We start from the raw sequence: 14,150 nt of genomic DNA on the forward strand, positions 1-14,150 counted from the left end.
GCAACCACGCCGCAGCGCCCGTGCGAGTCCACCCTTTCGGACGCACCCGTCCGTATCCGTCCCGATATTTGTAACGAGCTTGCCGGTTCATCACTCCTTACGGCAAACTCACAAATATGCCCACCTCCCATACCAGCGAAACCCCCGCCGCCTCGTCGTCGGCCGCCGCCGTCGCCGAGGCCCTTGCCATGCCGCCCGCCCCCAAGGGCGAGCCTGCCGGCGAGCGGGGAGGCTGGCGACGAGGTGGGGCGTCCGGCTCCGCGGCGCCACCCGAAGTCCACCCCGGTCGGTCCACCGGCCGGTTCGGCAAGGTCCTGCGGCGCCCGGAGAGGATCCCGGCGCCGCTTCTCTGTCTGACGGCGATGTTCCTGGTGCAGACCGGCATCGCGCTGTCCAAGCCGTTGTTCGGCCCGCTCGGGGTCAGCGGCACGACCTTCCTGCGGCTCGGCTTCGCCGCCGTCATCCTGCTCGCCGTCACCCGGCCGAAGCTGCGCGACAAGCGCCCGCGCGACCTCGCCGCGGCCGCTCTGCTCGGCGTCGCCTCGGCCGGAATGACCTTCCTGTTCGCCGCGGCGATCGACCGGCTGCCGATGGGCACCGCCGCGACCATCGAGTTCCTCGGCCCGCTCGCGGTCGCCCTGGTCTTCGCCCGGCGCGCCAGCCATCTGCTCTGGGCGCTGCTCGCGGCCGCGGGCGTGGTCCTGCTGACCCTGCTCGGCGAGGGCGAGGGCGGCGGGTCGCTCGACCCGGTCGGGCTGCTGTACGCCTTCGGGGCGGCCGCCTGCTACGCCGCGTACATCCTGTTCACCGACAAGGTCGGCGCGGCCTTCCAGGGGTTCCAGGGCCTGGCGGTGTCGATGACGGTCGGCGCGCTGGCGCTGGCACCGTTCGGACTCGGCCAGGCCTGGCACGGGCTGACCGCGCCCGACACCTCGCCCCTGGCGCTGCTCGCCGCGGTGGCCGGGGTGTCGCTGCTGCTGCCGGTGATCCCGTACGCGCTGGAGATGACCGCGCTGCGACGGATGCCGCAGCGGGTGTTCAGCGTGCTGGTCAGCCTGGAGCCGGCGGTCAGCGCGCTGGTCGGGCTGGTGGTGCTGGGCCAGCTGCTGGGCGCGCCGCAGCTGGCCGGGATCGGCTGCGTGGTGGCGGCCAGCGTGGGCGCCACGCTGACCGGGCGGCGGTGACGGGGCTACGGCCTCGGGGCGCCGCGATGCCGCGGCGCCGTGACGCTGCGGCTCACGGTGCTGCGGCTCACGGCGTTGCGGCAGTGCGGCGCTGCGGCCTCACGGCCAGAGCAGGGTGCGCGACCACTCCGGGGAGCTGACCGGGCCGGTACGGGTGTAGCGCAGCCGGACGTGCCGGCGCTCGGCGTCGCCCTGCCAGAACTCCACCTCGTGCGCCCAGAGGGTGTAGACCGCGTGCCCGGGCGCGACCGCGTCCGGGTGCGTCTCCAGCCGGCGGCGGGCGACCGCCACCGCCTCGTCGTACTCGGCGAGCGAACCCAGCGACTCGCTCTGCCGCCCGACCAGCGCGCCGACCCGGGCGGCGGGCGAGCGGGTGGCGAACTCGGCGGCGGCGACCAGGTCGGCGGCCCGCTCGACGGTGCCGCGCACCCGCACCTGGCGGCCGAGCTGCGGCCAGTAGACGGTCAGCGCGGCGGCCGGGTGGTCGGCGAGCTGACGGCCCTTGGGGCTGTCGGCGGCGGCGGAGAAGTTCCAGCCGGTGCCGGCCGGGTCGATGTCGCGCAGGACCAGCACCCGGGCGTCCGGCATGCCGTCGGCGTCGACGGTGGAGAGGGTGAAGGCCTGCGGGTCCAGCACGCCGGCGTGCAGCGCGGTGGCGAGCCAGTCCACGAACAGCGGGCCGGGCTCGGCGGGGGCGGCCTCGTGGTCGAAGGACGGCAGCGGGCGGGCCATCGGCGGACGGCCGAGCAGCAGCTCGGGGACGGACCTGGACTCGGGCCGGTGCTCGCGGACCGGATCGGCCGACTGCTCCGGACGCGCCTCCGGTGCCGGCACCGCCCCTGACTCGGGTGCGGGCCCGGCCTCGCCCGGGCCGTTCAGGCCCTCCTCCTCCGCCGCCATCGCGCGCCCTTCCCTCCGGTTGCCGCGGTCGCCGCCCCGGCCGGGCCGGTCCTTCCGGGCCCGGGCACGTGGGTGCGCTGTCGGAGCGCAACCGTACCGTCGTGCACCGACGGCTCCGGGCGCGGGCCCTCGGTGGACGGATCCGGGCCGGTCGGCGGGGTGATCCCGGGCGGGCGGCGGGAATCCGGGCGGGGGCGGACGCATCGGGCAGCGGACGCAGTGGCCGCCGGGGGCGTCGGGCACCGTGGGCATCGGGCAGCGGACGCACTCGTGGGCGGTGCCGATGGCGGCACCGCCCACGAGGCCGGTTTCGCGGTGACCCTTTCCGCTGACCGGTCGATGCGCTGTTCCCTCTGTCGTGATGCGTCGGTCCTCGGTGTCCGTTCCGGCCGTTCCGGTCTGCTCCGGGCCCGCCGCGGGTGCTCAAGCCCACCCGTGGCCGCCCACGTCCGGCGCCCCCGCCTTCCGTGGTGCCCGGTGCCGTGATCCGGCTGCTCGGCCTGTCGGTCTGTCGATGTGTCGGCCTGTCAGTTGATCAGTCGGTCGATCAGTCAATGCGGTTGGTCGGTGCGGTCGGTCGGTGCGGTCAGTTGAAGGTCGGGGCGACGACGACGTTGACGTTCTTGCTGTCCTGGCCGGCCTGGACGTTGCCCGTGTTGTCCTTCACCGCGAGGGTGTTGTCCTGGTTCGAGGCACCGGCGCCGGTGGCGGTCTGCTGGGTGGAGACGTAGTTGCCGTCCACCCCGCCGAACACGTTGCCGGTACCGGTGTTGGAAGCCACACCGGCGTTGGACCCGGACCCGGACCCGGATCCGGACTCGGCGCCCGCGCCGTCGTCGGCGACGGCAGCACCGGCACCGATCAGCAGCAGACCGGCCGCGAGCGGGCCGGCGAGCAGGAGCCCGGCCCCCCTGCGGGTGTGGATGCGAGCCATGAAATTCCTCCAAGAAGCTGTTCATCGCGCAATGGTCGATCAAGGTGCGCAAGGTTCGCCGGCCAGACGAACACCTGCGGGCTGCGACGCCGGAAGACAGACTTCCGCAACAAATCGACAAAGCGCTAGCTCACACAGCGGATTTCGCCCGTTCGCGTGATATCCACCCGGGCTGCGCATAACGTCAGGAAAAGCGGACAGCCCGCCGATACACCCCGGTCGAGCTGGGGATTCTCCCGAACCGCCGCCGATCGCGGCGCCCCGGAGAGCAGCGCGACAGCCCCGCACGAACCGCCGAGCGCACCACCCCAGCGCATGCGAACCGCGAACGCGCCCCTGAAAAGTTCGATCACCCTCCCGTGTCGACTTTCCCGCCATTCGCCGACCGGCCGAACGACACCCCGGCCCCACAACGGCGAACAGGCACAGGAGGTACATGGAGAGGCTCTAGAGAAAATCAGATCATCTTTCCGGGATTCATGATCCCCAGCGGATCGAAGACCGCCTTCAGCTGCCGTTGCAGGTCCAGCGCCACCGGGCCCAGTTCACGGGCCAGCCAGTCCCGCTTCAGCAGCCCCACCCCGTGTTCCCCGGTGATCGTGCCGCCCAGCTCCAGCCCCAGCGCCATGATCTCGTCGAAGGACCGCTGGGCGCGGGCGGTCTGCTCCGCGTCCGAGGCGTCGAAGATGACGATCGGATGGGTGTTGCCGTCCCCGGCGTGACTGACCACCCCGATGGTCAGCCCGTGCCGCCCGGCGATCACCGCGACGCCGTTCAGCATCTCCGCCAGCCGGGAGCGCGGCACCGCCACATCGTCGATCATCGTGGTGCCCAGCCGATCCAGGGCCGGCAGCGCCAGCCGCCGGGCGGCCAGCAGCAGGTCGGACTCCGCCTGGTCCTCGGCCGGCACCACCTCGGTCGCCCCGGCCTCCCGGCACAGCTGCGCGACCCGCGCCAGCTCGGCCTCCCGGTCCGGACCGTCGAAGGCCACCAGCAGCAGCGCCTGGGTGGACTCCGGCAGTCCCATCCGCCCCAGTTCGTTGACGGCCCGCACGGAGACCGCGTCCATCAGCTCCATCAGCGACGGGGTCAGACCGCGCGCCATCACCTCGCAGACCGCCGCCCCGGCCGCGTCCGCGCTCGGGAACTCCGCGGCCAGCGCCAGCTGCGGGGCCGGCGCGGGCCGCAGCGCCAGAACCGCCCGGACGACCACACCGAGCGTGCCCTCCGAGCCGACGAACAGCCTGGTCAGGTCGTACCCGGCCACCCCCTTCGCGGTCCGGCGGCCGGTGGAGAGCAACCGCCCGTCCGCCAGCACCACGTCCAGGCCGAGCACGTACTCGCTGGTGACGCCGTACTTCACGCAGCAGAGCCCGCCCGCGCCGGTGCCGATGTTGCCGCCGATCGTGCAGGACTCCCAGCTGGACGGGTCCGGCGGATACGTAAGACCCAACTCCAGTGCAGCACTGGAGAGTTCGGCGTTCACCACGCCGGGCTCGACGACCGCGATCCGGTTCACCGGGTCGATCTCCAGGATCCGGTTCAGCTTCACCAGCGACAGCACGACGCAGCCGTCCACCGCGTTCGCCGCGCCCGACAGCCCGGTCCTGGCACCCTGCGGCACCACGGGGACGCGCAGCCCGGTCGCGGTGCGCATCACGTGCTGCACCTGCTCGACCGTCTCCGGGAACACCACCACGGCGGGCTGCCCGGCCGCGCAGAAGCCCGCCATGTCGTGGCGGTACGCGGCGGTCACGTCCGGATCCACCACGACGGCCCCCTCCGGGAGGCCCTGCGCCAGTCGGTCCGTCAGATCACTCATCGCCGCCTCCACTCACCGCCCGACCGCCCCCACCTCCGCACTCTGCCCGCCGACCGGTGCCCGGGCAAGTGGGCCACGGCGCGGGGCACGGAGGGGAGGGCCGGCGGCGCGGGCCGGCTCAGGCCCGGCGGAGGGCCGGGGTGGCCAGGGCGGTGAAACCGGCGCCGGCGGTGGCGAGGGCGCAGAGGAGGGTGGGCAGGGTGGCGCCGGCCGCGTCCGCGAGCAGACCCAGCAGGGCGTTCGAGAGCACCAGGGCCGCGCTCTGCACGAGCGTCAACAGGGCCTGGACGCGCGACAGATGGGACGGCCGCGCACCGGTCTGCACCAGCGGTCCGAGGTGGCCGGCGAAGAGCCCCGAGCCGAGGCCCGTCACCGTGCTGCCGACCACCGCCGCCGCCGGCCACCCGGCCGTCGCCAGCAGCGCGATCCCCACCGACGCCGTACCGAGCCCGGCCGCCGCCCCCGATGCCGGCCCGGGGCAGCCCGCCCCGCCAGGCGACCAGGCCGGCCACCGTCAGCACCCCGGCCGCCTGCCCGCCGCTCACCAGCCCCGCCGTGCCCGCCGTCCAGCCGTGCGCCCGGAGCAGGTACGTCCGGGGCAGCGCGGCCCGCGACGACGGACCGGAACCGGCGGTGGCAGTGGTCATGCCGGGCGACGCTAGGGCCCTCGACCGGGTCGAGGGCAAGCCCGGCTACCGGAGGACCACCGGCTCCTGGAGCTCGGTGACCCACCCCGCCTGGTCCTCCGGGCACTCCAGGTACAACTCCCTGGCGTAGCCGGCCGAGCGGTAGCCGTTCTCCTCGATGAAGCGGGCCAGCGCCTGGCCGGTGCCCAGCACCTCGTCCATCGGGCCGCGGTGCACGATCGTCGCGGCCCGCTCGATCGGCGGCAGGTCGAGCACCTCGAAGCCGTGCGCGCCCGGCCGCACCGACGCCCCGACCGGGACGGCCGCCAGGACCAGCACCGTGCCGTCGCCCTCCGGCGCGTCCCGGTAGCAGGCGACGGACGGTCCGGCCGCCTCCACCCCGGCCTCGTCCAGCCGCCGGCACAGCTCGGCGAACAGCGGCCCGATCACCGGCCCGATGTCCCCCGGCTCGTAACTCGCGGCCACACCGGTCAGTTGGGCCACCCGGACGGACGGCACCGGCTTCACCACGACATCGTGCGCGGACATGGTCCCCTCGCTCTCGATCGTCCGGAGCCTCGCCTCCACCCGGGCCAGCCGCAGCTCGTCGGCCGCGATCGCCTCGGCGAGCTGGGCCCGCCGCAGCCGCAGCATCCCGCGCAGCTCGGCCGCGTCCACCCGCTCGTCCAGGACGGCCCGCACCTGCTGCAGGGTGAAGCCGAGCTCCTTGAGCGCGATCACCCGGTTGAGCCGGGCCAGTTGGGAAGCCTCGTAGAAGCGGTACCCGCTGACCGGGTCCACCCGGGCCGGCCGGAGCAGCCCGATCGCGTCGTAGTGGCGCAGCATCCGCACCGACACCCGGCCGTGGCTGGCGAAGTCTCCGATGTTCAACATGATGCGACCACTCCACCCCCTGCCACCGTGTCAGGGTCAACCCCCGCCCCGGAACCACCGAGGGCGGGTGCCGAGTGGTCTCGGCACCCGCCCTGAGCAGGTGGTTCTCCTACCGGCGGAGAGCGTGGGATTCGAACCCACGGTACGGGGTCACCGCACGACAGTTTTCAAGAACATTAAGGCCACTCCCCCGCAAAGACGCTTCTACCTGCGGCGGAGCACCTATCCGACCGCACGATCGTACTCAGCGTTCCATGCATGTTCCACGAGGCCCGGGTCGGGCAGCTTCGGCTGCCCGACCCGGGCCTTTTTGCGTTTGCGTCAGGCCAGGACGTCCGCGATGTGCTGCATCGAGTCCACGACTACCACGGCCCCGGCGGCGGCCAGCTTGGCGTCCTTCCCGGGCTTGTTCGCGTAGCCGATCGTCGGCACGCCCGCAGCGTCACCAGCCTCCACGTCCCGGGCCGCGTCGCCGATGAACACACACTCCGTCGGCTTGGCGCCTGCGGCTTCCATGGCGTCCACAAGGAGGCGTGGGTTCGGCTTCATGGACGACGGGTCACCAGGAATCCGTCCGAAGACCCCGGCCACGTAGCCGCTCAGCCCGTGGTCTCTCAGATAGGCCTCAATCGCCGCGCCAGCGTTGTTACTGACCATCGACACGGACCGGCCGGAGCGCACGCACGCCAGCAGAACCGCTTCCCCGCCCGGGTTCGGCCTGCCGATCCGGACGGCCTCCGTCTCCAACGCGGCCAGCGCCACATCGGCGCTGGCCGCGAGGTCGGGCCTGGCGTCGGCGATCCGGCGGAGCAGGGCGAGCGGGTCGGTCTCGTCCTCGGCCCCGGCCGGGGCCTGCTCGCCGTCGGCGAGCAGGCCCTCACGGAGACGTCGCGCGACCTCGGGGGCGGGCAGGCCGGCGAACACCGAGCACACCGGGCCGTCGAAGTCGAGCAGGACGTGCTTCACCGAGCGAAGCACGTCCGCGAGTTGCTGTCGGCCGGCGCTCATGGCTGGCGCTCATAGGCGATGGTGGACCACACGCTGTCGAACCACATCTGGGCCTGCTGGACGTACTGCGACCCGAGCGAGGCGTCGTCCGGCCCGGCGGCGTGGTGGAACAACGTGGTGTCCTTGCCGGTCACGTCGTAGAAGGTGTGGGCCGTGTCGTCCACCTTGATGGTCCGCTCGCGCAGCGGGTAGAAGCCGAAGAAGGCCTCCGACCGGTTCAGGATGTAGAGCTTGAACAGGCTCGATGCCCGGTGCACCTTGACCTCGACACTCGCCGACTGGACGAGTCCGAGCTCAGCCAGGACCTCGACCGAGTGCGCGATGCCGCCGGCGTTCGTCAGCGCGATGTTCCGCGCGCGCTCGCGGAGCGCGACCTCGTCCTTGAGCCCGTCGACCAGCACGGGCACGGCCATCGGTTCCGTGGTGTCCGGCAGGAGCAGCCGCACGGTGATGGACTCGGGAGTCAGCCGGCCGGAGCGGACCTTGTCCAGCGGCTCCTGGAGCGCGTTGTGCAGGGTCTCACTGGAGAAGCCGGCGAAGTCGAGCGCCACCTGCTGCTGCTCGAAGGCCGCTTCGAGATGCGGCCGGAGTCCGACCGGTCGGGACGTGCGCTCCCGGACGAACGAGCCGCTGCCCTGGCGGGTCACGATCAGCCCCTCGGTCCGGAGCAGGTCAAGCGCCTTGTCGACGGTGCCGCGCGCCACACCGAAGTGCTTCGCCAGCTCGGGGCCTGAGGGGAGCTTGTCGCCGGTCTCGAAACCGGGCTTCTTCGTCAGGATCGAGGCCCGCAAAGAGCTGCTGACCTGCTGATACGGGGGGCGAGAGTCATCCGGGTCTAGGGCCATGAACCAATGCTAGGGCAGGTGCCCAACAGAGGCGAGAAACCCAACTCTCTTGACCTGCCTAAGCAGGTTGTCTATGTTGTGGGTGTCGCACCAAGTGAGACAGGGGCGACACAGAGGGGCCTTCTTTGGGCTGCTCTGAGCTGCACAAACGCATCAACTGACAACTCAAGAGAGTGATCCACCACCGCAGTCCTTCCGTGACCACGCCGGTCGGGGTGAGTGGAGACCAGTCGGCAGAGAAGGGGCGCACGCCCTGACACCTCGGCCCGCCCTTAAGACGGCGGGCCGTACATGGGACACGCAGCCGACTGAGAGGAGCTACTGGCCTCTCCAAAGAACGACGCGGCTGACATTCGCCGGCGACGACCCCCGGGAGGGATCTCCCCGGAGCGAGCCTGGACCGCGTCCACACGAGACCACCCCCGCTTCACCAGTGACCACGGCCCTCGACACCCCCTCGCATCCATGACTGCGGGGGCTGGTGCCGGGGGTCGTGGCTACTCGTGATGTTCGAGCGGCCCGGGCCCAACGAGACGGGCCGCCGCGCTCCGGCCAAGGAGTGCGCGGCGGCCCTCGGGCCCACCCCCTACGAGAGACGAGGTAGACCCATGAGGTCGATTGTTGCAGGCCAGGAGGCCGCGACCCCCGAGGAGTTCACGGAACTCGCGTTCGGCACCGGCGCCGACTTCGGCTTCGGTATCGACACGGAGCTGTTCGACGGCAGCACCGACCGCTCCGAGGGCGACCGGGTCGTCCGGCTCGACGTCGCCCGGGCGGTCCTGCGGGACCTGGACGGGCCCGCGGCCCGGTTCGCGTCTGCCCTGATGCACACCGCCGAGCGCCAGCGGGTGCTGACCTGGAAGGCGGCCGCGTGATGGCAACCCTCCACAGCCTCCTTGCCGGTGCGAGCCGCACCCCGCACCTGGCCGCCCGACCGGCGGCCACCGTGCTCGCCGAGTACCGGCCGAACTCGGACAGCGACCTGCGCGGCGCCGCCTGCGCTGGCGGCAACACCGACCTGTTCTTCCCGGACCCCGAGGAGATGGGGCCGGAGACCGCCGAGTGGGCCGAGCGCCGGGCCAAGATGATCTGCGCCGGATGCCCGGTGAAGTCGCTGTGCCTGGCCGACGCGCTGGAGCGCCGGGAGCCGGACGGTATCTTCGGCAGCCTGAACGCCGCCGAGCGCGCCACTCTCCTTCGTGGCCGCTTGCGGGACGGTGCCCGCGAGCGCCGCGCCGCCGGGGGTGCTCACTGATGAACCCCTCGAAGCTCACCGCGCTCACGACGCGCTCACCGCGCACCCGGCGGTGGTCGCGGTGAAGCTGCGGATCAGCCCGGACCAGATCCGTTCGGCCGAGCAGGCGTTGGCTGTGGGGACGTGGACGATCACGCTCGGCGCGGTCCTCTACAGCGTGCTCACGGTGACCCCGCTCATGTCCCACCACAGCCCGGACGGCTGGGAGTGGACGGCTCCGATCCTGCCGCTCGTCGTGGACGCGGCGGTGGTGATCGTGGTCCGCATGGACAGCACGCTCGCCCGACTCAACGGCGACGGCGGCCGGTGGCCGGCCGTGCTGCGCTGGATGACCGGAGCCATGACCGTGCTGCTCAACGTGGGCCAATCCGCCCTGGACCACGACCAGGTCGGCGTTGCGGTCCACGCGGTCGCGCCGCTGCTGCTGATCGTCACGGCGGAGACCTCACTCGCCTACCGGCGGGCGATCGCCGCCGCGCTGACCGCCCGCGAGCAGAGTGAGCGCGATGAACGCACCGAGCGCGAACGGCGCGCCGAACAGCGCCGCCGGCAGGAACGCGAGGACCGCCAGGCCGACCAGGACCGGGCCCGGCAAACCGAGCGTGAGCGCCGTGAGCACGACGCCAAGATGGCCCGCGATCAGCGTGAGCACGAGCAGCAGATGGCCCGCGAGGAACGCGAGGAACAGGCCCGCCGCGAGCACGCCGAACGCGGCGAACGCCAGCGCCGTGAAGACGCCGAGCGGGCCGAGCGGCAGCGTCGTGAGCGCGAGGTGAGCGACCGTGAGCGCCGTGAGCGCGAGCGTGAGCAGAGCGCTGGGCAGGAAGCCGAGCAGCTGCGGCAGGAACTCCTGAACGCGCCGGCCGTGGACAAGCGCCTGCCCGAGGACGAGGCACGGCAGAAGATCCGGACCTGCGTGAAGCTCACCGTCCCGCAGCGCAAGGCGGTCGAGCTGACCGGCTGGTCGGCCGGCTGGGTCGCCACCCGCTACCAGGAACTGCGCGTGACCGTCCCGGAGCGTCCCGCCCTGCACGCCGTCCCCGTCACCACCGAAGAGACCACCCCCGCCGAGGAGGCGTCGTGACCATCACCACCGAGACCACCACCATCGCCGACGGCCAGATCATCGCCGCCGCGGCCCTGCTGGCCATCCTCACCGCCCACACCGGCCTGCCCACCCCCGCGCCGGAGCTGCACCGGTTCCTCCAGTCCGGCACCGACATCCCGTGGGGTGCGTGGGGCGTGAGGCTGTCGCTGCACCGTGGCCCCGGCGTGTTCGAGCAGTGGCGCGAGGCCCTGGACCTGGACCCCGCCGCCACCGACAGCGGTGAGAACGGCGACACCCGCTGGCTGACCGCCTACGGCACCCACCAGGGCGTCCCGGTCGAGGTGACCGGCTTCTACACCCTGCCCAACATCGGCGAGTAGGGGCACTCACCATGTCCGTGACCAGCGTCCGTGCCGCCCGCTTCGCCGCCGCCGCCGTCCTGCTCCGGGCCGCCGGTGACGTGGCGGACCACTGGATCCAGACCGACCACCAGGCCACCACCAAGGGCCACCACGACCACAACGACGGGCAGTCCAGCGCGGCCGGCCGCCGCGCCTGCGCCGCCCACGTCGCCACCTACACCGCCATCCAGGCCGCCGCCCTGCTCGCCGGGTCCCGCCTGCTCGGCGTCCGCCTGCGGCCCGGTCCCGTTGCCGCCGCGCTCGCGCTCAGCGCGGTGACCCACTACATCGCCGACCGGCGCGAGCCCCTGCGCCGTCTCGCCGACGCCATCGGCAAGGGCAACTTCGTGCGCCTGGCCGATCACGGCATCAACGGCGGCTACCTGCTCGACCAGTCGTTCCATCACGCCGCCGAGACCTGCGCCGCCATCATCGCCTCGGCCTGACCGGCTCTGACGATTGCCCGTCCCCGCCCGGCCCTCATGGGTCGGGAGGGGGTTGGGGAGTCGGGACAGCCCCGGCACACCAGGAGGCCTGCGATGACCGTGAACGCCACGCCGCCCACCAACGGCGCGAGCAGCACCAACAGCAGCAGCAACCGCCACGGCTTCGGCTCCGGGGCGACGTTCGCCCCCGGGATCAGCATCAACGTCAACAAGAACACCACCTCCGGCGGCGCCGGCGGGATCGGTGCCCCGCAGATGGGCGCCGCCGCGAACCCCGGCACCGGCGTGGGCCGCACCTCGCCCCTGGCCCTGCCCGAGCCCGCGTTCTACTCCACCGCCGACGTGCGCTCCTACTGCGAGGCCCTGCGCGCGTTCGGCGCCTACTCCGCCATCGAGGTGGAGGTGGCCGCCGAGATCCTCAAGGCCGCGCTGGAGCAGGCACCCGGCGCCCCGGGCGACCACCTGTTCCAGCGCAAGCGCCGGGCCCGCAACGTGGCTCAGAAGCTCTCCAAGGCCGCCGACGCCCTGACCGACGCCGCCCGGGACGCCGCCGCCGCGTACGCCGCCTTCGAGCGCGAGTACGCCGACGTCATGGCACCCCGCCCCGCCCAGCAGCACCGCCCGTTCCAGTTCTGAGAGGAGCACCACCATGCCGAAGAAGGACGCCGACCCGGAGGTCGAGCACCGGGAGAACCTGGAAGGCGCCAGCACCGGACGGGGCATCGCCGCCTGGGTGGCCCACCGTGCCAAGCCCTACACTCCGCCGTGGATCACGGTGGCCGCGACCGGCGTGGCCGGGAGCATGGCGTGGGTGCCCGCCCACGACTCCGCCGGATACGCGGTCGGCCTGACCCTCGGCTCCGTCGGCCTCACCGCCGCGACCGCGTGGGCGGGTTCGCGCACCTCGCCGCAGCGCCGCCTGCACTCGGCGGTCACCGTCGCCGCCGGCTCCGGCTGGTTCACCGCGACCGCGCTCGGCGGCTGGAGCGACTTCACCTTCGGCGCGTTCTGGCTCGGCGGCAGCATCCTCGCCCTGTCGTGGAACGTGCGGCAGATACTGCGCCGCAACCCCGACGCCGTCCAGGCCGCCGCCGGCGACGCGGACGCCTCGCTGCTGGAGAAGGTCAAGCTCGCCGGAGCCAAGATCCGCCGCACCGAGGTCGAGCCGAACCGCGTCACCGCCGAACTCGTCCTGCCCGCAGGGGAGATGACCAACAGCGACGTCACCGGGGCGCTGCCGAACATCGCCTCCGCCCTCGACGTCTCGACCACCGCCGTGAGGTACATGCCCGACCCCGACTCCGCCCGCCGCGGCGAGCTGGTCGTGGTGCCCCGGGACATGCTCGCGGAGGTGGTCGAGTGGGAGATGCCGACCGGCGTGGGCGGGTCGATCGCCGACCCGCTGGTCGTCGGCCGCTACGACGACGGCTCCCCGCTCCTGCTGTGGCTGCCCGGCGACCCGCAGGCCGGCCGCAACAGCACGCACCTGTTGATCTGCGGCATCTCCGGCTCCGGCAAGGGCGACGGGGCACTCAACATCCTCACCGAGATCATGGGACGGCGCGACGTCATCGTCTGGCTGTCCGACCCCAAGGCCTTCCAGGACTTCGGGCCGCTGCGGCCCGGCCTGGACTGGGCCGTGGAAGGCGGCGCCCCGACCGAGACCATGGTCACCGCCCTCCAGGCCGCCATCCCCGCCCGCACCCGCTGGCTCGGCGCCCACGGCTACCGCCAGTGGACGCCGGCCGCCGCCGAGCAGCAGACCGATCCCGGGCACTCCTGCCAGAAGCGCGGCGCCTGCGGCTGCGAGGGCATGCCGTTCCTGGTCGCGTGGTTCGAGGAAGCCGCGAACACCCTGCGGTTCATGGGCGACAGCGCGTTCACCGGCGCCGCCCAGGAAGCCCGCTCCGCCGGTATCTCCCTGGTCGTCAGCCTCCAGCGCCCCAGCCACGACCAGCTGTCCACCAGCACCCGGGCCTCGCTGCCGTCCGTGCTGACCTTCGGCCTGGACGCCAAGGACGAGGGCATGGCCCTGCCCGGCCCCGTCATCGACGCCGGCGCCCACCCCGGCACCTGGGGCAACCGCCGCCCCGGCTACTGCTACCTCGTCACCCCCGGCGTCGAAGAGCAGCGCTACAGCTCGCCCGGCCGCACCTTCCGCTTCACCGGCCAGGCCGCCCGCGTCATGGAACAGCTCGCCACGTGGGCGGTGCGCCACGGCGCCAAGGTCGACCCCGTCACCGCGAAGGCCGCCGCCAGCGTCGCCGGCAACGCCTACACCGAACGCCACACAGACGCCGCAGACGAGGACGGGGACAGCGTGTACGCGGACGGCGACGGCACCGAGCAGGACGACACCGGCACCGGACGAGTGGACCCCGAAGACGAGGGCATCGACCCCCAGGCCGAACTCCCCCCGGTCCCCGGTGCCCTGGCCGACATGGTCTTCGCCCCCGAGTCCAGCGCCCCGGACCTCACCCCCGAAGAGGCCCGCGCCGCGATGGACGCCATCGTCGCCGAATTCGAACAGAACGGCACGATGGTGATCGGTCCGCGCGACGTCATGGAGCACGCCGAGAAGTTCGGCCGCAAGCGCCCGTGGGTGAGCGGCGAGTTCCGCCGCCTGATCGAAGACGGGCGCCTCGTGCCCACCGCGAAGGCCGGCCGCTACCGGATCGTCCCGTCCCCGGCGCTGGTCTGACACCCCCTGACGCCTGACACCCCCTGACACCCATTCCCCTAGGCAAACGCGGGTGTCAGGGGCCCTGACAGCGGCCCCTGACACCG

General features: G+C 72.8%; 15 protein-coding genes. 8 read left to right on the forward strand and 7 right to left on the reverse strand.

Annotation, left to right across the window (positions count from 1 at the left end):
- Positions 1-116 precede the first annotated feature (116 nt).
- Positions 117-1,184 carry an EamA family transporter gene (locus ACZ7C5_RS00390; RefSeq protein WP_470321595.1) on the forward strand — a complete coding sequence of 356 codons (1,068 nt, stop codon included), beginning with the start codon at positions 117-119 and terminating at the stop codon, positions 1,182-1,184.
- 99 nt (positions 1,185-1,283) lie between these two features.
- Here ACZ7C5_RS00390 and ACZ7C5_RS00395 read toward each other — a convergent pair whose 3' ends face one another.
- The 7 genes from ACZ7C5_RS00395 to ACZ7C5_RS00425 all read right to left on the reverse strand — a co-directional run bounded on the left by ACZ7C5_RS00395 (position 1,284) and on the right by ACZ7C5_RS00425 (position 8,213).
- Positions 1,284-2,084: a pyridoxine/pyridoxamine 5'-phosphate oxidase gene (locus tag ACZ7C5_RS00395; protein ID WP_401080701.1), complete on the reverse strand. Its 801-nt coding sequence runs from the start codon at positions 2,082-2,084 to the stop codon at positions 1,284-1,286.
- A 586-nt stretch (positions 2,085-2,670) separates the two neighbouring features.
- Positions 2,671-3,018, reverse strand: coding sequence for a hypothetical protein (locus ACZ7C5_RS00400; RefSeq protein WP_470321596.1), 348 nt, complete (start codon positions 3,016-3,018; stop codon positions 2,671-2,673).
- Between the two features lie 457 nt (positions 3,019-3,475).
- Complete coding sequence (locus tag ACZ7C5_RS00405) at positions 3,476-4,840, reverse strand: FAD-binding oxidoreductase (RefSeq protein ID WP_401080707.1); 1,365 nt, start codon at positions 4,838-4,840, stop codon at positions 3,476-3,478.
- 118 nt (positions 4,841-4,958) lie between these two features.
- A complete protein-coding gene (locus ACZ7C5_RS00410; protein WP_401080710.1) occupies positions 4,959-5,273 on the reverse strand; it encodes a hypothetical protein in 315 nt (104 codons plus the stop codon).
- 259 nt (positions 5,274-5,532) lie between these two features.
- Complete coding sequence (locus tag ACZ7C5_RS00415) at positions 5,533-6,360, reverse strand: MerR family transcriptional regulator (RefSeq protein ID WP_470321597.1); 828 nt, start codon at positions 6,358-6,360, stop codon at positions 5,533-5,535.
- Between the two features lie 321 nt (positions 6,361-6,681).
- Entirely contained in the window at positions 6,682-7,326 is a 645-nt protein-coding gene (locus ACZ7C5_RS00420) for an HAD family hydrolase (RefSeq protein ID WP_470321598.1), read from the reverse strand.
- 38 nt (positions 7,327-7,364) lie between these two features.
- Positions 7,365-8,213 (reverse strand): GntR family transcriptional regulator, encoded by an 849-nt coding sequence (locus tag ACZ7C5_RS00425; RefSeq protein WP_470321599.1) that lies wholly within the window; start codon positions 8,211-8,213, stop codon positions 7,365-7,367.
- Between the two features lie 608 nt (positions 8,214-8,821).
- Between ACZ7C5_RS00425 and ACZ7C5_RS00430 the strand changes: the two genes are divergently transcribed.
- The 7 genes from ACZ7C5_RS00430 to traB all read left to right on the forward strand — a co-directional run bounded on the left by ACZ7C5_RS00430 (position 8,822) and on the right by traB (position 14,064).
- A complete protein-coding gene (locus ACZ7C5_RS00430; protein WP_470321600.1) occupies positions 8,822-9,088 on the forward strand; it encodes a hypothetical protein in 267 nt (88 codons plus the stop codon).
- Positions 9,088-9,468: a WhiB family transcriptional regulator gene (locus tag ACZ7C5_RS00435; protein ID WP_470321601.1), complete on the forward strand. Its 381-nt coding sequence runs from the start codon at positions 9,088-9,090 to the stop codon at positions 9,466-9,468. Before ACZ7C5_RS00430 ends, ACZ7C5_RS00435 begins: the two co-directional genes overlap by 1 nt.
- Positions 9,458-10,552, forward strand: coding sequence for a DUF2637 domain-containing protein (locus ACZ7C5_RS00440; RefSeq protein WP_470321602.1), 1,095 nt, complete (start codon positions 9,458-9,460; stop codon positions 10,550-10,552). Before ACZ7C5_RS00435 ends, ACZ7C5_RS00440 begins: the two co-directional genes overlap by 11 nt.
- Entirely contained in the window at positions 10,549-10,896 is a 348-nt protein-coding gene (locus tag ACZ7C5_RS00445) for a hypothetical protein (RefSeq protein ID WP_470321603.1), read from the forward strand. Before ACZ7C5_RS00440 ends, ACZ7C5_RS00445 begins: the two co-directional genes overlap by 4 nt.
- 11 nt (positions 10,897-10,907) lie before the next feature.
- Positions 10,908-11,363 (forward strand): hypothetical protein, encoded by a 456-nt coding sequence (locus tag ACZ7C5_RS00450; RefSeq protein WP_470321604.1) that lies wholly within the window; start codon positions 10,908-10,910, stop codon positions 11,361-11,363.
- Positions 11,364-11,456: 93 nt separating this feature from the next.
- Complete coding sequence (gene traA, locus ACZ7C5_RS00455) at positions 11,457-11,999, forward strand: plasmid transfer protein TraA (RefSeq protein ID WP_470321605.1); 543 nt, start codon at positions 11,457-11,459, stop codon at positions 11,997-11,999.
- Between the two features lie 13 nt (positions 12,000-12,012).
- A complete protein-coding gene (gene traB, locus ACZ7C5_RS00460) occupies positions 12,013-14,064 on the forward strand; it encodes a plasmid transfer protein TraB (protein WP_470321606.1) in 2,052 nt (683 codons plus the stop codon).
- Positions 14,065-14,150 lie beyond the last annotated feature (86 nt).

The organism is Kitasatospora sp. NPDC036993 (assembly GCF_055607525.1).